The 19496-nt window shown below is 54.1% G+C and carries 15 protein-coding genes; 9 read left to right on the forward strand and 6 right to left on the reverse strand.

Translation table 11 applies throughout. From position 1 onward, the window contains the following. The coding region (locus tag AB4Y96_RS25485; protein WP_441920752.1) for a M10 family metallopeptidase C-terminal domain-containing protein at positions 1–1553 on the reverse strand (1553 nt) is incomplete at its 3' end. Between the two features lie 940 nt (positions 1554–2493). Here AB4Y96_RS25485 and AB4Y96_RS25490 point away from each other — a divergent pair. Further along, positions 2494–3243 (forward strand): F0F1 ATP synthase subunit A, encoded by a 750-nt coding sequence (locus AB4Y96_RS25490; RefSeq protein ID WP_441920754.1) that lies wholly within the window; start codon positions 2494–2496, stop codon positions 3241–3243. Positions 3244–3261: 18 nt separating this feature from the next. Here AB4Y96_RS25490 and AB4Y96_RS25495 read toward each other — a convergent pair whose 3' ends face one another. Beyond that, positions 3262–4143 carry a GntR family transcriptional regulator gene (locus AB4Y96_RS25495; protein ID WP_091885876.1) on the reverse strand — a complete coding sequence of 294 codons (882 nt, stop codon included), beginning with the start codon at positions 4141–4143 and terminating at the stop codon, positions 3262–3264. Between the two features lie 108 nt (positions 4144–4251). Here AB4Y96_RS25495 and AB4Y96_RS25500 point away from each other — a divergent pair, with 108 nt between their 5' ends. The 6 genes from AB4Y96_RS25500 to AB4Y96_RS25525 all read left to right on the forward strand — a co-directional run bounded on the left by AB4Y96_RS25500 (position 4252) and on the right by AB4Y96_RS25525 (position 11335). Then, a complete protein-coding gene (locus AB4Y96_RS25500; RefSeq protein WP_441920756.1) occupies positions 4252–5397 on the forward strand; it encodes a C45 family autoproteolytic acyltransferase/hydolase in 1146 nt (381 codons plus the stop codon). A gap of 65 nt (positions 5398–5462) precedes the next feature. Then, positions 5463–7004 (forward strand): ABC transporter substrate-binding protein, encoded by a 1542-nt coding sequence (locus AB4Y96_RS25505; RefSeq protein ID WP_441920758.1) that lies wholly within the window; start codon positions 5463–5465, stop codon positions 7002–7004. Between the two features lie 32 nt (positions 7005–7036). After that, positions 7037–7981: an ABC transporter permease gene (locus tag AB4Y96_RS25510; protein ID WP_441920759.1), complete on the forward strand. Its 945-nt coding sequence runs from the start codon at positions 7037–7039 to the stop codon at positions 7979–7981. Continuing rightward, complete coding sequence (locus AB4Y96_RS25515) at positions 7978–8790, forward strand: ABC transporter permease (RefSeq protein WP_091885724.1); 813 nt, start codon at positions 7978–7980, stop codon at positions 8788–8790. Before AB4Y96_RS25510 ends, AB4Y96_RS25515 begins: the two co-directional genes overlap by 4 nt. Next, the gene (locus tag AB4Y96_RS25520) at positions 8790–10463 is read left to right on the forward strand and encodes an ABC transporter ATP-binding protein (RefSeq protein WP_441920771.1); all 1674 of its coding nucleotides are present in this window, start codon (positions 8790–8792) and stop codon (positions 10461–10463) included. The genes AB4Y96_RS25515 and AB4Y96_RS25520 overlap by 1 nt, the downstream gene beginning before the upstream one ends. Before the next feature lie 29 nt (positions 10464–10492). Next, complete coding sequence (locus tag AB4Y96_RS25525; RefSeq protein ID WP_441920761.1) at positions 10493–11335, forward strand: alpha/beta hydrolase; 843 nt, start codon at positions 10493–10495, stop codon at positions 11333–11335. Positions 11336–11340: 5 nt separating this feature from the next. On the opposite strand, the gene AB4Y96_RS25530 is transcribed toward AB4Y96_RS25525, so the two are convergent. Then, entirely contained in the window at positions 11341–12417 is a 1077-nt protein-coding gene (locus tag AB4Y96_RS25530) for an adenylate/guanylate cyclase domain-containing protein (RefSeq protein ID WP_441920763.1), read from the reverse strand. 124 nt (positions 12418–12541) lie between these two features. On the opposite strand from AB4Y96_RS25530, the gene AB4Y96_RS25535 reads away from it, so the two are divergent. Then, positions 12542–12979 (forward strand): SRPBCC family protein, encoded by a 438-nt coding sequence (locus tag AB4Y96_RS25535; protein ID WP_441920764.1) that lies wholly within the window; start codon positions 12542–12544, stop codon positions 12977–12979. 60 nt (positions 12980–13039) lie between these two features. Here AB4Y96_RS25535 and AB4Y96_RS25540 read toward each other — a convergent pair whose 3' ends face one another. After that, positions 13040–13426 carry a GNAT family N-acetyltransferase gene (locus AB4Y96_RS25540; RefSeq protein WP_441920772.1) on the reverse strand — a complete coding sequence of 129 codons (387 nt, stop codon included), beginning with the start codon at positions 13424–13426 and terminating at the stop codon, positions 13040–13042. 139 nt (positions 13427–13565) lie between these two features. Further along, a complete protein-coding gene (locus AB4Y96_RS25545; RefSeq protein WP_441920766.1) occupies positions 13566–17705 on the reverse strand; it encodes a Pls/PosA family non-ribosomal peptide synthetase in 4140 nt (1379 codons plus the stop codon). Between the two features lie 398 nt (positions 17706–18103). Between AB4Y96_RS25545 and AB4Y96_RS25550 the strand changes: the two genes are divergently transcribed. Further along, the gene (locus AB4Y96_RS25550) at positions 18104–18991 is read left to right on the forward strand and encodes a helix-turn-helix domain-containing protein (RefSeq protein ID WP_441920768.1); all 888 of its coding nucleotides are present in this window, start codon (positions 18104–18106) and stop codon (positions 18989–18991) included. A 232-nt stretch (positions 18992–19223) separates the two neighbouring features. Here AB4Y96_RS25550 and AB4Y96_RS25555 read toward each other — a convergent pair. Beyond that, on the reverse strand, positions 19224–19496 hold a 273-nt coding region (locus tag AB4Y96_RS25555; RefSeq protein ID WP_441920769.1), incomplete at its 5' end, for an ATP-binding protein.

The following is a 19496-nucleotide window of genomic DNA, read 5'->3' on the forward strand; positions in this document are numbered from 1 at the left end:
CCGATGCGGAAAGCATCTGCCGAGAGTGGCCCACCGGGCGAAAGCGCTGCAAATATTGCCGGGTCCAGCCATATTGTATCGTCGGCCACGGAGAAATCCGTAATTGTATCGACATTGAGAGCAGCGCTGAGCGGGTCCTTGAAGTAGAAATTGTCAGCACCCGCACCGCCAGTCAGGGTGTTGCTGATGGCATTGCCGGCGATGCTGTCAGCTCCGCTTCCACCAATGGCGTTTTCGATGGTCGCATTGAATGCAATGGACACATTGCCTTTCAATCCACCGATATCAGAGAAAGTGCCGTCATGCAGGTTGATGACCTGATTTTGGCTGTAGCCGGAGGCATCGATCGTATCGTTACCTCCGCCATCCCATATGCTGAATGCAGGCGTGGTGTTGCCGCTGAAATTATAGATCGTGCCAGCATTTGTGTTGAACCCATAAACCGTGTCGCTTGAACGGGTCGTCATATTGGCACCGTAGAGCTGCTGCACGGCAAGGATATCATACAGCATCAGTGTATCGGGATAGCTGTTGTATGAACTCGTGGTGTTCGATTCATCAAAATAGCTCATCACCGAATATTGCTGATCATCTTGCGAGAACTGGGCATTGGCGTCGTAGGTTAGCGATTGACCGGGCGCCGCATTGTAATCTCCCGGATGAGCCAGACCTACCGCATGTCCGGTCTCATGCAGAATGGCAAAGGCACTGTAGCTTCCGGTGGGAATGGATGTTGTCGACACGCTTGTGTTGTTGAGACTTACATCGCCGGAAATAGCCGTTGTTCCCGGATAATTGGCGTAGGCGCCGGCGCCATCGCTGTTCGAACTGTAAGCACCAAACAGCATGGTTGCATTGTTGGTGGTCCCGCCGGGATTAACCTGCGTGAAGGTGATATTGCCGACCTCCGAATATTGCGCAAGCGCCGCCTTGACGGCTGTAATTTGCGTCGCTGTCAGACCGATAAAGGGGGTTGCATTGCCGGAGGCGTCGGTCTGTCCGGAATTGCTTGTACGTACGCCCCACGTAACATTTGCGGCAGTGCCGGGTGTGCTCCATGAAACGCCTGGCCTGATCAGGGCACCTGCACCCATCAACTCATCATAGCTGGCCTTGGTCCCTGTTGTGGTCGACAAGCCATATTGCCCGGTGCCGCCATTGTTGTAGGACCCTGCATCAAGATAATAGGTACCTGATGTGGTCGCGGTGAAAGTGATGGTTGAATTTGTTCCTGGTCCTGCATCATCATCAACAGCGATTTGTGTGCCGCCGCTGTTGCGCAGAACGAGATAGGTGTCATCCAGACGGACGGTGGTTATACCGGTTGCAACCATGGCAAATGTATAGGTCTGTCCAGCAACCAGATTGACCTTGAACCAGTCATGGTCGCCCGTTGTGCTAACCTGGCCCTGCGCTGTTTTGCCGATAGCGAGTGTGTAGGTCGTGGCTGTGCTTCCTGCGGCATCGGTTGTTTCAGTGAGACGTGATGGCGATGCCGCTCCAATTGCCTGCGGGACAATAACGGCCGCTGGCTGGATTGACTGCCCCGACATCAGCCAACCACTTTGCTGCGCTGTAGAAATGTCGGATGCTTTGAAATGAGTACTCAAATGTTTCTTTTTGTTATCGAGGTATGAACAATACTTACACATAGTGATCCAGTCCTTTCTGAGGAACAAAGAGGATATCTAGTTGCGTTCATTGCTACCTTGGATGAGGGGCTCACTTACATAATTGTTCGGCTCTCTTGATGGCCTCATGCAGTACCCGTTTGTTCTCCTCAGGCGAGAGGAGTGGGCTGCCGTCCCTTGCTTCCTGAACCCGCTTCTGTGCCTCCTCGCAGGTGACAGGATTCAACGGTCGCTCAGGGTTAACAGGCAATGTTGCCGCCGTCTGAGTTGTTGCCAATTGAGTGATAATAAGCGCCCATGCAGCCGGATCATTTCCAAGGATCATTTTTAACACTCCCCAGTGCGGCCGTATTCGATGCGATTTTCGCGCCAAATTGTGTGAGGTTTTTTAAGAAGGCAAATGACATGAGATAACTGTATAATACATCAAGTTATTATCCATAATATCAGAATTATATTGCAATTAATTTTGAACTACATTCGTTTGGTGAAATATTTTAAGTTTTGGTATGTGACATATACTTTAAGTATACATTCGGTTGTAGGTTATTCAGACAAAATTGGGTTATTCCTGTGTATAGCGTAGGCCATATGTGAAGTTTTCGGTGGGTCAACTTATTAAGTTTAGCGGTTTTAAGCGACAAGGACGATTTCTTTTCACCATTTGCGTTGGCGCGCTTTTGAGCACTTGAATTGTTTTTGGATGGCAGTTAGGAAGCCTCCATACAGGACGACTTGTATCGCAGTTTCGTTTGGGGACGGCCCCGTTATCTCAATTGAAGGAGATGATGGTGTCGTACGACCAACCTCATACTTTCCCTAATACCACCGTCGAATGCCCTTTCATCTGGAGGGCGTCATAATGGCGGGCCCAATCGAACAATTCGAGATAAAGCCGCTTGTACGTCTCGTGGATATTGCGGGTTACGAGTTCAGCTTTACCAATTCGGCAGCCTATATGGTTTTGACCGTGACAATTTCCTGTGCATTTCTGATGATTTCAACGGTCAGGCGAAAGCTCGTACCGGGTCGTTGGCAATCGTCCGCCGAGCTACTTTACGAATTTGTCTCTGGTCTGCTTCGGCAGAATGCTGGTGAGCAGGGCATGCGCTTTTTCCCGTTCATTTTCTCTTTGTTCATGTTCATTCTGGTGGCCAATCTCATTGGGATGTTTCCCTATGCATTTACGGTGACCAGCCAGATCATCGTCACTTTTGCATTGGCGGTTCTTGTTTTCCTGACGGTTACAATTTTCGGATTTTTACGCCATGGTCTGAAGTTCTTGCGGCTATTCATGCCGGATGGTGTGCCAATCGCACTCGCTCCAATCATTATCCCTATTGAAATTATCTCTTACCTGTCGCGCCCACTCAGCCATTCTGTTCGCCTCTTTGCGGTAATGCTTGCCGGGCACATCACGTTGAAAGTGTTCTCGGGCTTTGTGGCGGAGCTTGTAGGGATGGGCGGACTGGGAATTCTCGCTGCCGTATTGCCATTGGCAATGACCGTCGCTTTAACCGGCCTCGAACTCCTGATGTCGTTCATTCAGGCCTACGTCTTTGCCATGCTCGCATGCATGTATTTGAACGATGCGCTTCATCCCGGCCATTGAGACTGCCCGGAATTGCGCTCACTCCACTTCATAGCGGCTTGCGCCTTCGATGTGACGGCGCAAGAGAGCCTCGGCAAAGACCACATCGTTTTCAGAAAGAGCGTCGAGGATTGCAATGTGCTCGACGCAGACTTGGCGAATGCGGTCATAAGCCAGCCGTTCAAAATAGGCATATTCGGTAATCCGCCGGAGGCTGTTTTGCTGGCGAACGGCCTGTACGAGAAAGCGGTTGCCTGACCAGATTGCCAGTGCCTCGTGAAACGATGCATTGACATTGAACCATTGATCCCGCTGAACCGATGCGGCGGGAATGCGCATGATTTCAGCCTGCGCAGCCCGGATTGATGCCAGTTGCTCCTTGTCCGCTTTAAATCCGGGATGCCGTAAAGCACCGCATTCCAGAATCATGCGAAACTGATAGCTTTCTTCTTCGACCTGATCAGTATCTAGGCTTTCGGCAAAAGCCCAGCCATGTCCCCTTTGACGCTGCACCAGACCTTCTGCCGCAAATCGCAAAAGCACCTTGCGAATGGTTCCCCGCGTGGAGTTGTAGCGCTCGGCAAGCAGTGTTTCCGATACTTCAACGGGGATTGCGCCCGTTGCACGATCGGCCATAAGCCGTTTGTGAATATCTTCCAGTTCCGATGGTGGAGCGATACCGTCGATACCGCCGTTTCCATCCGGCAACAGGGCCAGAATATATCCCCGGCCAGCTGCGTGAGCCAGAACCCCGCGGCTCGCCAGCAGCGCTAGAGCTGATCTTATCGGCGATCGCGAGACGCCCAGCCTTTTGGCCAACGCAAAGTCGGATACACGCTCTCCCACTGGCCAACGCTCTGACGAAGCCAAGGAAACGATCTGACGGGCGATTTCTATCTGCAGATCACTTGCTGTCAACATGGGCTCCATTTCATCACAGGCTTATTTTTGCACAAAAGCCAATTGACACGCAATCATCCTGTATTAAACTGTACGTAATTAAACCAAAATACAGTACAAGGTTGAATGATGAGTTCTTATCCAACATCCTTTCCATTTGTAACCGTTTCCGGAACGCCGTTTGAGCGCGGCCGTCAGTATGGCGCTGCGGTGCCGGAACGTGTGAAGATCAGCGTTGCGCTGTATGGCGATCAGCTTGCCAAGCTGGGTTACAGCTCAGCCGAAAAGACGCGGCTTATCCAGGAGTTTGCCGGGGAGATTGCAAATTTCGGCGCGCATTATGTCGAAGAGATGCGCGGTATAGCCGAAGGTGCCGGTGTGGATTTTGAGGACATTGTCATGATCAATGCCCGCACCGAAGTGATCGCGAAGGCGCGTCTGGAAAAGAACGCTCCGCTCGATGAGGAAGATGAGATTGATGACGGCTGCACAGGGGCGGTCATATTGCCCGAGCGAAGTGCGGACGGTACGCTCATTCATGGTCAGAATTGGGACTGGAAGACCGAATGCGCCGAGACTGCAATTGTTCTTCGCGTGCTGCAGGATGACGGGCCGGATTTTCTGACATTCGTTGAAGCGGGCGGACTTGCCCGAAACGGCATGAATAGTTCAGGCGTTTGCATCACTGCAAACTATCTTGAATCGGATCGCGACTACAGGCAGCAGGGTGTTCCTCTGGCGCTGATCCGCCGCAAGGCATTGGAACAGGAACATTTCGCGCTTGCGATGCGCGCGGTTGCAGGCACTCCGAAGGCCTGTTCCAACAATATGATCCTTTCTACAAGCGCAGGTTTTGCGATTGATCTGGAATGCGCACCCGACGAGGTTTTCCAGATATTGCCGACGGACGGTCTTGTCGTTCATGCAAACCATTGGACCAGCCCAGTCGCGCTCTCGAAACTCAAGGACACAGGCTTGCCCCATGTACCGGAAAGCCCCTACCGCGATTGGCGCGTGCGCAAGATTCTGGAGGAAGCGGGGCCGAAGCTTGGCATCGCTGATATGAAGCGTGCATTTTTCGATGACTTCCTGACGCCCTACGCCGTGTGCAGGCCACCAAGATTGAACACCGAGGGCAATCTTTCAGCCACGGTCGCAATGGTCATCATGCACCCGGCAAGTGGCACGATGGAGGTCGCCTGTCTGCCTGCTATCAACCGCAATTTCACGCGTTACAGCCTCACGGTGGACCCGGTTCAAATCGCAGCCGCGTAGCCGATCAAGGTTTTCTTTCTTCAACCACCGGACACTAAGTCCGGATGAATAATGGGGTTCAGAACATGAAGAATGCTATTTTGGTTTCTCTATTGTTGGGGCTGTCCGCGGCGCCTGCCGCCGCCCAATCAATCACAGCTGCAATTCCGGCTGATATTCGCAGCTCCAATCCCGGGGTAAACCGTGACGACTATACTGACGCTGTGGTCCTGCATACGGTCGAAGGGTTGGTCGGATACAAGGAAGACGGTACCGTCGGTCCACTTCTCGCGCAGGATTACCAGCTGTCGCCTGATGGGCTGACCTATACGTTCAAACTGAGATCTGGCGTGACGTTCCATAATGGAGAAGCGCTCACCGCTGATGATGTGCTCTGGAACTGGTCCCGTTACATGGACCCCAAAACAGAGTGGCGGTGTTTGCCGGAGTTTGACGGCCGCAATGGGCTCAAGGTCGAGTCCGTGACTGCGTCTGATCCGCAAACGATTGTCATGAAAATCAATCACCCCAGCGCCATTTTCCTGGATACACTGGCACGCACTGACTGTGGAATGACAGCCATTTTGCAGAAGGCTTCAGTGAAAGCTGATGGAAGCTGGGATAAACCCATCGGCACCGGGCCCTATAAGTTCGGCGACTGGAAGCGCGGCGAATACATCACCCTTGATGCGTTTGAAAACTACACCTCGCCTGCGGGAGAAAAGGCGGATGGCTATATCGGCGCAAAGCGACCTTTGATCAAGGAAATCAAATTTCTCGTCGTGCCTGACCCTGCAACGGTGAAAGCTGGCCTGTTGTCCGGCGCGCTGGATATCGCATCGGTTCTGAGTACGGACATTCCCGAATTCTCCGCCAACCCGAACTTTGTGGTGACCGCAGGAGCAGAGGCCTCAAAGCACACATTTCTGATGCAGACCAAAGATCCGCTGCTTTCAAAAGTGGAATTGCGGCAGGCTATTGCTGCGGCACTGGATCTTCCGACATTGGTCGCACAGGCCACCAATGGAAGCGGTCAGCCTAATAATTCCGCGATTTTTCCGGGATCGCGATATTATAGCGATACCCAGAAAGAGGCTTTTACGCCTGATCCAACTAAGGTAGCAGAACTGCTTGCCAAGGCCGGATATAAGGGCGAAGAAATCACCATCATCGCCAATAAACGCCCCACGGCACCAAGCTTTGATGCGGCGGTCGTTGCACAAGCAATGCTTCAGGCCGTTGGCATCAATGTCCGAATTGAGGTTCTGGATTGGTCAACGCAGCTCGACCGGTACAATTCCGGCAAATACCAGATGATGTCTTTCTCATACTCGGCGCGTCTCGATCCCGCGCTGAGCTTTGAACAGTTCTCCGGCCCGAAAGACAAACAGCCACGAAAAGTCTGGGACAATCCGGAGGCACTCGGGCTTATCGCCAAAGCCATGGAGATATCCGATCAAACGCAACGGCAAGGCATATTTGACCAGCTTCACAAACAGCTCCTGCATGATGTCCCTTTGATCATCTACTGCAATGGAACCGGTGAAACCGTCAGCAGCAAGCGTTTGAAGGGCACACCCGCCTGGCAGGCGAAGCTTCGTCTTTGGGAACTCAGTGTCGAGCAATAGTCACTCTGGTTCGATACGTCTGAGAGGCCAGCATGTTGAAGTTCGCGCTCACCCGAGTTGGTACGGCTATCCCGACATTGTTTATTGTGGCGGTGTCCGTTTTCTTTCTCATCCGGCTTATTCCCGGCGATCCAGCTGCATTGATGCTGGGTGATCTTGCCGACCCGGCCAGTCTTGCAGATTTGCGAGCGCGGTTGGGGCTTGATCAAAGCATTCCGACCCAGTTTGCAATCTGGCTCGGCAATATATTGCATGGGGATTTTGGCCGGTCGATCACCAACCAGCAGGAGGTTTTGCCTCTCATGCTGGCGCGATTGCGCATCAGTGCGGAGATCGTTCTGATTGCTGTATTTCTTGCCAGCATTGTTGCCGTCCCGGCAGGCATGATCGCCGCATGGCGACAGAACAGCCTCACAGATGTGGCTTTGGTGGGCGGGGCAACGCTTCTGCTCTCCATCCCGGCATTCTGGATGGGCCTGCTTCTGCTGTTGTTCTTCGGATTGAAACTGGGCTGGCTGCCTGTGCTCGGTTACGTCTCCATGTCCCAGAATCTTCCACAAGGATTGCTCTATATCATCCTGCCCGTGGTGACACTCTTCCTGCACGAGATCGGTGTGATTTTGCGCATGGCGCGTGCTTCGACACTTGAGGTCATGCAGCTTGAATATATTACCCATGCCCGAGCCAAGGGCCTCTCGGAATCCGCTGTCCTCTGGCGTCATGCCTTCAAGAACGCTTTTGGCCCGACATGGACCCTTATCGGCATTGTTCTGGGAAACCTGCTTGGCGGCATTGCCGTGGTTGAAACGGTATTCACGATCCCCGGTCTCGGGCGGCTGCTTGTCGATGCAATTTTCGCGCGGGATTATCCGGTGATCCAAGGCTGTCTCCTGCTCATCGCAACTGTTTACGTGCTGGTAAACCTCGTTGTCGATCTGCTCTATCCCATATTCGATCCGAGGGTGACCGCAGAATGAGAAATCTTGCTCCCAATGCGCTTCTAGGCAGCGCCCTTGTCGGGACGCTTCTGACCGGAGCATTTATGGGTGCGGTCTGGACGCCCTACGATCCGCTTGGTCTGAATTTCAAACTCAGACTTGCCGGGCCAAGTGCAGCCCATTGGTTGGGGACGGATGAGTTTGGCCGTGATGTGCTCAGCCGGTTGCTCGCCGGTGCTGCAACCAGCTTCTGGATAAGCCTGCTGACCGTTGTTCTGGCGGTGACTGCTGGCACATTGATCGGAATGCTGACGGGTTATTTTCGTGGCTGGGTCGATCGTATCATCATGACATTCAACGACGCTTTGCTCGCCTTTCCCGGTATCCTGCTGGCGCTTGGATTGCTCGCGGTGGTGGGCGCCAATAAATACGGCATCATTCTGGCTCTTGGATTAGCCTATACACCGACAGTTGTTCGTATTGTCCGTGGCAATGTCCTGTCGTTGCGGGAACGGGAATTCATCGAAGCCTCCCGCGTCATGGGTAATTCGAATGCCTACACCATGTTCCGGCATATTCTGCCCAACTGTATCGCACCGCTTACGGTTCTTGCGACGTCCATGTTTGGTTGGGTGCTGCTTGCTGAAAGCGCGTTGAGCTTCCTCGGTCTTGGTGTACCGCCTCCCGCACCGACATGGGGCAATATGCTGGCTAGTGGGCGGCCATTCATTTCCCAGGCAGTCTGGCTTGCCATTTTCCCCGGCCTTTGCATTTCGCTGACCCTCCTCGGGATCAATCTGCTTGGCGACGCACTTCGCGACAGACTCGATCCAAGGATGAGGGGATGATGATGCAGGAAAAGTCACCGCTTCTTGACGTGCGCGGACTCTCTTTAGAAGTAACGCGAACAGGCATCAAAATCCTCAAAGCCATCAGCTTCAATGTAAAGGCGGGTGAGATTGTTGGAATAGTCGGAGAATCCGGGTCCGGAAAGTCCATGGCCGCCCGCGCGATCATTGCCCTGAACCCGCCCGCAGTACACCGCACCGCCGGAACGATAAGTTTCGAAGGACGGGATACGGGCTCCATGCACAAGCGCGATTTGCAGGCTTTGCGTGGTGCGCGGGTTGGCATGGTTTTCCAGGAGCCGATGACTTCGCTCAATCCTTCAATGACGATCGGCCGTCAGCTGGAAGAGGGGTTGCGTTTGCACCGGCGGCTGACAAGCCGCGAGCGCCATCGGCTGATTGTTGAGATGCTTGCCCGCGTTGGCCTGAATGATCCGCAAATGGCGCTTGCAGCGATGCCGCACCATTTCTCCGGTGGCATGCGCCAACGTATCATGCTGGCAGCGGTGATGCTGCTCAAGCCCGCACTACTCATTGCTGATGAGCCAACGACTGCGCTGGATGCGGTGGTCCAGCGTGATGTGCTCGAGTTGATGGTCGATCTGACGCGGGAGAACAACACGGCCGTCCTAATGATCAGCCATGACCTGGCAATGGTGGCCAAGTACTCGGACCGTGTCGTGGTAATGTCGCAAGGCGAAATCGTCGAACAGGGCGATACGAAAGATCTGCTTCGCGCGCCGCAGCATCCCTATACCCGCAAATTGCTGTCTGCCTTGCCACACCGCATACCGGCGCGGTCCATGGAGGTTTCACCTGTTGCACGGATAAATGTCGACAATCTCGTTGTGGATTTTGCGGCTCGCCGAAGTCTCCTGCGCAAAGGGCATCCAAAACGCGCGCTCAACGGGGTTACTTTGAATGTCATGCCGGGAGAGGTTGTCGCTGTCGTTGGCGGATCGGGTTCTGGCAAGACGACATTGGGGCGGACAATTGCCGGGCTTATCAAGCCAAGCGGCGGGGATATTCTGTTCAATGGGAAGTCGATCCAAACGTCGACGAGCGACTATGCTGATTACAGACTCAACTGCCAGATGGTGTTCCAGGACCCCTATTCGTCACTCGATCCGCGCATGACAATTGGCAGTCTGGTGGGAGAGGCACTGCGCCGCTCGACTGATCTAACCGCCAGAGAGAGGAACTCGCGCGTTGCAGAAGTTCTTGATGAAGTCGGGTTGTCTGCAGAGTTTGCTTCCCGTTTCCCGCACCAGCTCTCCGGTGGCCAGCGTCAGCGCGTTGCGATCGCCCGGGCGGTTGTGAGGCGGCCGCAATTCGTGATTGCCGATGAGCCGGTGTCTGCGCTGGATGTCACCGTTCGTGCGCAGGTGCTCAAGCTGTTTGCCGAGTTGCAAAGAAAGCATGGGTTCTCGTGCCTGTTCATCAGTCATGATCTGGCGGTTGTCGAGCAGATCGCCGATCGGGTTATTGTCATGAACAATGGCGTGATCGTGGAGCAGGGGAGCCGCGATGCCATCTTCGACAATCCGCAGCACGATTACACCCGTAAACTGCTTCAGGCTATTCCTGCTCTTTTTGGAACAGAAAATGGCGGTGTGGAACTGGGATGGCGTTTTGACGAAGTCGGCGGGAAATCAGTCCATGGCGGGAATTGAAACCATGTTTTGTTATAGCGAGGAATCTCATGTCATCTTCATTTGAAGGTCGGGCTCAGGCAATCTACGATCTTGGTCGTACAGCGATTTTTGCCCTCAAGTCCGACCCGCGCTTTCACTATTGTCTCTATGTTCCTCCCGTGGTCGGCCATGGCGAGAAAGTCGATCTTCTGGTGGCGGTGCATGGCACTGGCCGAACGTCTTTTTTGGATTTCCGCGATGGTTTTGCCGAATTCGGTCGATGGAACCGCTGCGCCATCCTTTGTCCCATTTTCCCGGTTGGGGTGAGGGGAGATGGTGCACGAAGCGGATACAAATTCATGATTGAAGGCGATATTCGCTATGATCTGGTTCTGCTTGAAATGGTGGCGGAGGTTGCTGCCAAGTATCAACAGGACTGGGATACATTTGCCATGTTCGGATTTTCCGGTGGCGGTCACTTTACCCATCGTTTTGCGATATTGCATCCGCAGCGGCTCTGGGCGGCTTCCATTGGAGCGCCGGGATCAGTTACCCTCCTTGATCCTTCGAAGGACTGGTGGGTGGGTATTCGCAATCTTGAAGATCGGTTTGGTATTACCTTTGACCGGGAGAAACTGGCTCGTATTCCCGTTCACATGGTCGTCGGCGATGCCGATCTGGAAACATGGGAAATCACGATCCCTGAAAATAGCGTGAACTGGATGCCGGGTGCCAACGATGCCGGGCGTACCCGCCCGGAACGGTTGTCAGCCTTGCGGCGGTCCTTCGAAGATGCCGGTGTCTCAGTGCGGTTTGATCTCGTACCCGGTATCTCGCATGATCGAATGCAGGTGCTTGATTATGTTCAAAACTTTCTCACGGAAATACTAAGCGACCGGCGTTCAATTTAACCGTGCTATTGCAGCGCAAACACCGCACAAGGCGCAGCGATGCCTCGCAATGAGTGCTCGCCGAGCGGGATCAATGGTTGTCTGATTTGCGCCGCAAAACTACCTGATAGCAACGCCGAATGGCCAAGTGGTTTGCACAGGCCTTCGAGCCGGCTCACCAGATTCACGGCAGAGCCGATCGCTGTGAAATCCAGCCGATCGGCGGTGCCAATATTGCCCCATAGCATCTCGCCAAGATGCAGCGCGGTGCCGAATGACAGTGGCGGCACGTTCTGCGCGGCACGGGTGCGATTGAGATGATCCATCCCGGCACGGGCGGCGGCGACGGCGCGCAGTGCCGCTTCGCATGCAGCAGCAGCGTCGCGCTCTCCGATTGGAAAGATCGCCAGCACACCATCGCCGATAAACTTCAGCACTTCACCGCCGAAGGCATGAACGGCACCGGCAATGCGGTCGAACCAGGCATCGAGTGCCGTGATCACTTCCTTTGCCTCTGTTGATTCCGATAGCTCGGTAAAACCACGAAGGTCAGCAAAAAGCAGGGCGGCTCGAATGGTTTCACCGGGTTCGCGCCGGGAGCGGCCGGCCAGTACCTGAGTGGCGCTGCGCCGACCAAGATAAGCCGTTAACAGCGCTGACAATGTTGAGCGCGTGGCCAGCAAAGCAAGTGGTGCGGCGGCAAAGCGTGCAACCTCATGCAGCAGTTCCGATTCAGCTGTGGTAAACGGTCGGCTCGCAGTCCAGCCAAGCATGGTACCATCAGACGCTCCCGCTCCTCCGGCAAAATCCTCCTGTACGACGCCGGTGCCAAGGCTCTCAAGCCAGTTGCGGGCGATATGGTTTTGGTCAGCATTGGCAGATCTGGCCAAGCCTAGCGCTTCGATGACTGTCCCTGTGTCCGCTCGCCACAGCCAGGTGCGCTGCTCGATGACGGGGTGGGGCGCTGCTTGAGTGAGCGCACCGCCGACCAGCGGCATATCCTCGGCCATGAGCCGCACGGCGAGCGCCGTCAGAAAGGCGTCGCCGTCAGGCATATCAACCGCGTTATCAATCAGAAAGGAGAGAGCGGATGGCAGCTGCATGGCTGTCATCATGCAGTGGTGACGGGCACCTGTCACGAGGTTTTGTTTGTTGCGCTAAATCTCGATTGGCTTACATTGCCCTCATACTTGAATGGCATTGCGTCCTGTTGGGAGGAGACCGCCGATGACCGAGCCGCTTCGCAATGAAATCGAGATAGCAGCCCCACAGGCAACAGTCTTTGCCTTCCTCACTGATCCCGACAAGATTTTGCGCTGGATGGGCACGAAAGCAACCATTGAGCCGCACCCTGGGGGCATCTATCTGCTTAGCATGCGTGACGCCATGACAGCGCGCGGCCAGTTCACCGAGGTAATCCCGGTTCATCGCCTCGCCTACAGCTTCGGTTGGGAGGGAAGCCAGGATGTGCCGCCGGGTTCGAGCCTGGTCGAGATCGATCTTATCGAGAAAGACGGGGGAACTTTGGTGCGGTTCACCCATAGCGGACTACCCAACGATACGGAGCGTGCAAACCACGAAAAGGGCTGGAATCATTATCTGAGCCGTCTGACCGTGGCTGCGGCTGGTGGCGACCCGGGGCCGGATAAGCCTGCGGGGGCGTAAGACCAAGGGTACAGTAGCGATCAAGCCCGGCGTCGACCGTCCCGCGTCATTGATTGTCCATTATGCGGGCAGGACCAGATCGGCAATCATTTCTCCGTCCTCGTCCAGCCCTTCTTCTATAAAGCCAGCGGCGCGATAGAGCTGCCGCGCGCCTTCATTCTCAGGAGCATAGCAAATCGAAACATGCCGCACATGGCCGAGGCTCCGGATTTCCGCCAGCGCTTCTCTCAGGGCAGCTTTACCATAGCCTCTGCCCTGATGGGCACGATCGATCATGAAACGATATATCCGTGCCTCATCATCGTCTTCGGGCGCTTCGTACATCAGGAAACCGATCACGCGATTTTCCGTTATCACAACGCGTGGTCGTGCATCTTCGTCAAGAGCGGCCTCGTCCAGTGAATCCGAATTAGTCGCAACAAAACTCAACTGGTCCGGGGCGAGCATCAGAGATGTAACCAAGGCACGATTGGCCTCGGTCACAGGCTCTAGATGGACTTCCGCGGTTTTCTGCTGGGCTGCCAAGGTGCAATCTCCGATCCAATTTCTCGGTTCATTGATCTACATGACACGACCAGCTTTCCAGTCAAGCGGATGTCTTGGAGCCGCTATTGAAAACTGGAGTGACGAACCGATGCAGCTTGGCCGGGTTGCCCCGCCATATGGAGTTTGGTTCCAGCACTTCACCCTTCATCACGAATGAGTCGACGTCGACCATCGATCCCTCGCCCATCACGACACCGTAGTGAACAAAAGCAGCAGGGCCCAGCGTACAACCCTTGCCGATCCGGATGAAGTCGGACTTGAATGCACCTTCTTCCAGCGAATGGGCCTGAATGACGCAACCTTCATTGAGGGTGGTGTCATCGCCGATTTTCACCAGTGAGCGCTCGGTCAGGTTGCTGCCGCCATCATAAACCCTCTTGCCGACCTTGACGCCCAACAGGCGTAAGATCATTGGCCGGAATGGAGTACCCCCAAACAGGCGGGTAATGGGCGAATCCGACAGTTTCCAATGGCGTTCATGGTGCCAGAAAGGAGCATCATAGATCGTCGTCATCTGTGGTTTCAGCTTGCCAAAACCAAGACTTGCCCGCTCAAGCAGAACATAGAAAGGAATGGTGATCGCCGACGTCAGGAGTACGGCGACGAAAAGCGCGACCTCTGCCCATTCGGTATAATAGTTCAGCGCCCGATCCCAAATAACCAATGTGGCAAATAACATGACCCATTGAGCCGCCAGAAACAGAAGTGCAGTCACTGCATTGTAGCGGTTCTTGAATATCAGGCGGCTACGGCGTTCATCCTCACTGATGCCAGCTATGAGTTCCTTGTCCCGGTTCACCATACGTGGGATTTCAAAGGAAGGTGAGCCCAGAAGCCCCACATTTTCGCGGATCGGTCCGTCAATGGGGATCATCACTTTGGTGCCGAGCAGGCAGTTGTCGCCGGTTCGACCGTCTGACGGATAATAGATATTGTTGCCCAGATAGTTACGCTCGCCAATCTTTGTATGTTCAAGCCGGAATGCTGAGGCTGATTTGTGCATGTTGATCATAAACAGGCCGTCCGACACCATGGTTTGGCTGCCTATCTCGCACAGGAGAGGATTTTCGTGTTGTTGATTGCTGCCAAAATTGGAACCTGTTTGCACAACCTTGTTGAGGTTCCAGCCAATGGCACGGATGTAGTGGACGATCGCGGAGCTGTCGCCGAACAGGATATTAAGGACGCGGGAATTACTACTGAACTCGACAACAGTCTGCAGCCAGTAACGGAAGCCGTAAAGGGTGTAGGCTCGGCCAGATTTCAAAACCACACTGAACAAGCGAGGCACCACAAGTGCCGAGAACAGGGCTATAGCGATATATCCAAATAGCGTGACGGTGGTCCCGATTGCAACAATACCTATTGTCTCCTGATAATCGTCGCTGACATTCTGCCAATAGCTGTGGAACAGGAGCGGTACAGGCGTAACAAAAGCAAACAGGCCCACAAGTTGAACCGCTTCATAAAGGACGCGCCTGACATTGGAGGAATTCACATTGCGGACTTTGCAATATTCTGCCGTCGTTGGCACGGCTGGTGATCCATGCCAGTGCGCGCCATCAGGAATGTTCTGTCCCTGCTGAAGCGAGGATGCATGGCCAAGCTGGGCACGGTCGCCCATTTTGGTGTTGATGTCGAGCGTCGATCCCACACCGACGAACGCATCGTGGCCGATGGTCAGCGGGCCCGTATGGATATAGCCGGCTTGAGCGCGATAGCCGAGTATCATCGATTCCTTGCGCAGGATCGTGTTGTCGCCAATGGATATGAGATCCGTGCAAACGGGCACAGTGCGGCATTCTATGACAGTGTTTCGCCCGAGCTTGGCTCCAAGGAGACGCAGATAGATGCTGTAAAGCGGGCTGCCGCGGAACAGAACGACAGGCGCCGTGCGGATCAACGTTTGAACGACCCAAAACCGGTAGTAACGCAAGCCCCAGATGGGAAACGCTTCCGGCTTCCACCGGCCTACGAGTGCCCATTTCGCGATGATTGCAACGCCCGACATTCCGAAGAAGACGCCCCCTGAGAGCAGCACGCAACGCAGATACAGTTGCAGCGGTTCGTCGAGTTTGTCGTAGGTCCAGTTGAGCCCACGATTGAATGCCCACAAGCCTATATAACTATAGAGCCCGTAAAATAGCAGCTGCGCCATTCCGCAGGTCCAATAGGCAATGTTCGACGCCCGGTGCGTAAGAACGCGCTCATTGGTGGCAGTCGTCATTTCCTCAGGGATACGCAGATGTTGCGCGAGGCGTGCCACCGTCGGGTAGAGGTAGATATCCCGCATGGACGCCGTCGCCCATTCTTTTCTGGTACGCACGCGCGCACAGAAGCGGGCCATGAGCAGAGAATTGGCACCAAGATCGTCGAAGAAGTTGTCCTCCATGGACACCTCATCGAATTTTAGCACTTCGGCCAGCGCCACACCCAGAAAACGTTCGTCGTCATTGCCGGGTGGTACGATCGTTCGCTCGGCCGAAAGTCGAACGCTTGTTGGTTTCGGAAGCTGACGCGTATCTGTCTTGTTGGCAACTGTCATCGGAATTGCTGACAGTTCTTCCAGATAGGAAGGCACCATATAATCGGGCAAGCGCCGTTTCAGCTCCCGGGCAATGTCAGCACGGGAGATTTTTGGCAACCCCGTCTTGGGTGCATAATAAGCCACGAGTTCCACGCGACCCGGTTCAATTTCCCAGGTTGTGACAGCCGCCTGTGCAATCTCTGGCTGATCCAGCAATACCGCTTCGATCTCTCCGAGTTCGATGCGATAGCCGCGAATTTTTACCTGCGTGTCTATACGGCCGTGATATTCAATCTCTTGGCCGTCATTGATCCGGCCAAGGTCGCCCGTCCGATAAATGCGCTTCGATGGGTTGTTCGGCAGGCCAATGAAATCGGGGATGAACTTCTGTTCGGTCAGATCAGGCCTGTTGAGATAGCCCACAGCAAGTCCGATGCCGGCAATGCAGATTTCACCCAATTCTCCGGGCTCAGCAAGTGCCGGTATCGTCGGATCAAGGACGACAATAGAGTAGGTGGGGAGTGGAGCGCCGATCGTCACGGGCCTATCCGGCGTGAGTATACCCATTGTTGCTGTAACAGTGGCTTCGGTCGGGCCATAGGTGTTGAGGATTTGGCGGCCGGGCTTCGACCAGCGCACCACAAGGTTGTGGGAGCACGCCTCACCGCCCACCAGTAGCGCCCGCAAAGTCGGTACGTCGCTCTCTATGGAGGAAAGCAGTGTCGGGCTGCAGGCCATGCAGGTAACGTCATTCGTCCGAAGAAAATCGGCAAGCTCCTCGCCCACCAGTGTCAGCGGGCCCGGTGCAGGCACCACCGTTGCACCGGCGACAAACGGCACCCAGATTTCTTCCGCCGAGAAATCGAAGGCAATGGTCATGCCCTGGTAAACGCGGTCTTCTGGCCGGTACCCATAGGATGCCGCAGCGACCCGCACAAAATTGCAAATACTCTGATGCGTGATGACCACGCCCTTGGGTCTGCCAGTGGTTCCTGAAGTGTAGAGAATATAGCAGACATCGTCGGATGTGGAGGTCACAGCCGTTGATGGCAATGGCTTGTCAGACATTGCCGTGATTTCCGCGGCAACGCTATCGATCAGTACGTTGGGTACAGGCAGCTGTTCGACCCGGGACGAATAGGCCGCGATGGAAACAAGCAGCCCAACACCGGCGTCTTCGATGATGAGCTTCATGCGCTCTTCAGGAAAAGCCGTAGCAAGCGGAACGAAGGCTGCTCCCGCCTTCATCACAGCGAGCAAGGTAACGTAGGTCTCGGCGGATCGGTCGAGAAGGAGTCCCACCCGGTCGCCCGGTCGCACACCCCGGTCAACGAGGATGCGGGCAAACTGGTTGGCGCGCTTGTTCAGTTCACGATACGACCAGACACGGCCCTCAGAGATCACGGCCGGTGACAAATCATATGCCACAGCGAGCTGTTCGAAGAACTTGTCAAGGCGCTCGCCTGGCCGTCCTTCATGCGCAAAATCGGCACCCGTCAGAATCTGAGCGTGTGCGGCAATTCCGGAAGCGGGGGTGTTTTTCACCGTCGTATCAGCACTTCCGAACCCAGCCGTTGTTCCAGACTGATTACTTGCATTCTTTGCCGCGCCCTTATCGAGTCCGGCACCGTCAACCCCGTGTTCCATTTCCATACTTTCTAGTCATAGCCCAAGCATCGCCGCGCATATGTTCGCGCAGGGCATCATGCCATCTCTTCACAAAGCATTGTCTATCGGCTGGCTATGCGCCGTGGCTGAAATGACCTCTCCGTCATGGATGCGGAATACCCCAAGCTTCCATAAAAGAAAAGCCCGGAACTCCAGGTGGTCAATACTATAAACTCCAATTGCACTACATGAAGGCTGAATGATATTACATAATAACCATGATTCAGAACACTGAGCGCTTGGTCCAGTCGCCAATCAGGCCATCAGGGATATCCACTGAGGGATGTCAGGTTAGCTCTTCTGTGACGGGAAAGGTCTTTTGGTTGATGGCCTTATCTGGCAATGTGCATTAATCAATAGACTTTGCATTGGGAGGAAGGTCGATGCGACCGGATCTTGAAGTCGTGCAGATGAATCGCGGCGAAGCATTCAGGACTTTGTCACACGGCTACCCCTATCATACAGTCAGATGGCACTTCCATCCTCAATATGAAATCCATCTGATAACAGAGACAACGGGTTACTATTTCGTCGGGGATTTTATCGGCGAATTTGAACCGGGCAACCTGGTGTTGACGGGACCGAACTTGCCACACAACTGGATAAGCAATATTCCAGACGATCAAATTATCGACACGCGTGATTTAGTTGTTCAATTTACTCAGAAGTTTATGGAAAACACGATAGAATTGATGCCAGAGCTATCTGTTTTCAAGGTATTGTTGGATGAAAGTCCGCGCGGCCTGTTGTTTGATACCGAAACTGGATTCGCTGTGGGGCCCTTGCTCCTGGAACTGCTCGATGCAAGTGGAGCACGCCGTATTGCGCAATTTATGAGCATTATTGACAAATTGATCAATGCTCGGGAGCGAAGGCAATTGGCAAGTCATGCGTACATGCCAGATCCTTCCGGCTATATGTCCAGCTCAATGAACAAGGTGCTGTCCTATATCTCTGAAAATCTGACGACGTTTGGCAAAGAAATTAGCCTCGCGGCTATTGCCGAGCAGAGTGCCAGTGCGTTCTCGATGGCTTTTCGCCGGCACACAGGTATGACTCCGGTGCATTATGTAAACCGCTTGAGGATCAATCTGGCTTGCCAGCTATTGACGAGCGAGGAGCACATGACGGTGACGGACATTTGCTACGAAGTTGGCTTCAATAACCTTTCGAATTTTAATCGCCAGTTTCTGACGCTGAAGGGCATGCCACCTTCTCGGTTCCGTTCATTGCACGCGGTGCAATTTGCAAGAAAGACGGCCAACCAATAAGTCATTATCCGCAGAGTTGAGCCGCTTGTACAATTGTATACCGCTCAGCGTCCAAATCGATTTGTCTGTTGAGGCAGAGCCTATGGCCTATCGCAAATTGTAAGAATTGCAGTGAACGGCAAAATGTTATGACAACGTCAGAATGAGGTAATCTCCTGACTGGATGATGTTGATCTCATTTCCATATTTGCTTCCGGAGATCACTTCGCGACAAGACAGACACTCGTCGAGCTCATGCGGCCTTCGTTGTAGGGAAGGTCAATATAGGCGCGATGTCTAATTTTGGCAGTGTTACCGTGAACACCGCGCCGTTCTTGTTCGACGCCGAGAGCACTCCATTGACGCGTTCTACTATCCTCTGCGACAGAGAAAGTCCCAAGCCCATTCCGCTGTCTTTGGTCGTGAAGAAAGGTTGGAATAGCTGCTCAAGTGTACCCTCGCTCAAACCGGAGCCGTTGTCGGATATACGGATGATACTGTTGTTCTGATCGATGAGGGTTTCAAT

It is taken from the genome of Phyllobacterium sp. TAF24 (assembly GCF_052113785.1).
GTDB lineage: Bacteria > Pseudomonadota > Alphaproteobacteria > Rhizobiales > Rhizobiaceae > Phyllobacterium.

Coding starts and splice junctions, on each gene's coding strand:
- AB4Y96_RS25540 (WP_441920772.1), bottom strand. CDS start 13,426: ATGCTCGCCCCGGACCAGTTGAGTTTTGTTGCGACTAATTCGGATTCA.
- AB4Y96_RS25515 (WP_091885724.1), top strand. CDS start 7,978: ATGAGAAATCTTGCTCCCAATGCGCTTCTAGGCAGCGCCCTTGTCGGG.
- AB4Y96_RS25535 (WP_441920764.1), top strand. CDS start 12,542: ATGACCGAGCCGCTTCGCAATGAAATCGAGATAGCAGCCCCACAGGCA.
- AB4Y96_RS25530 (WP_441920763.1), bottom strand. CDS start 12,417: ATGCAGCTGCCATCCGCTCTCTCCTTTCTGATTGATAACGCGGTTGAT.
- AB4Y96_RS25490 (WP_441920754.1), top strand. CDS start 2,494: ATGGCGGGCCCAATCGAACAATTCGAGATAAAGCCGCTTGTACGTCTC.
- AB4Y96_RS25510 (WP_441920759.1), top strand. CDS start 7,037: ATGTTGAAGTTCGCGCTCACCCGAGTTGGTACGGCTATCCCGACATTG.
- AB4Y96_RS25505 (WP_441920758.1), top strand. CDS start 5,463: ATGAAGAATGCTATTTTGGTTTCTCTATTGTTGGGGCTGTCCGCGGCG.
- AB4Y96_RS25525 (WP_441920761.1), top strand. CDS start 10,493: ATGTCATCTTCATTTGAAGGTCGGGCTCAGGCAATCTACGATCTTGGT.
- AB4Y96_RS25500 (WP_441920756.1), top strand. CDS start 4,252: ATGAGTTCTTATCCAACATCCTTTCCATTTGTAACCGTTTCCGGAACG.
- AB4Y96_RS25495 (WP_091885876.1), bottom strand. CDS start 4,143: ATGTTGACAGCAAGTGATCTGCAGATAGAAATCGCCCGTCAGATCGTT.
- AB4Y96_RS25550 (WP_441920768.1), top strand. CDS start 18,104: ATGCGACCGGATCTTGAAGTCGTGCAGATGAATCGCGGCGAAGCATTC.
- AB4Y96_RS25545 (WP_441920766.1), bottom strand. CDS start 17,705: ATGGAAATGGAACACGGGGTTGACGGTGCCGGACTCGATAAGGGCGCG.
- AB4Y96_RS25520 (WP_441920771.1), top strand. CDS start 8,790: ATGATGCAGGAAAAGTCACCGCTTCTTGACGTGCGCGGACTCTCTTTA.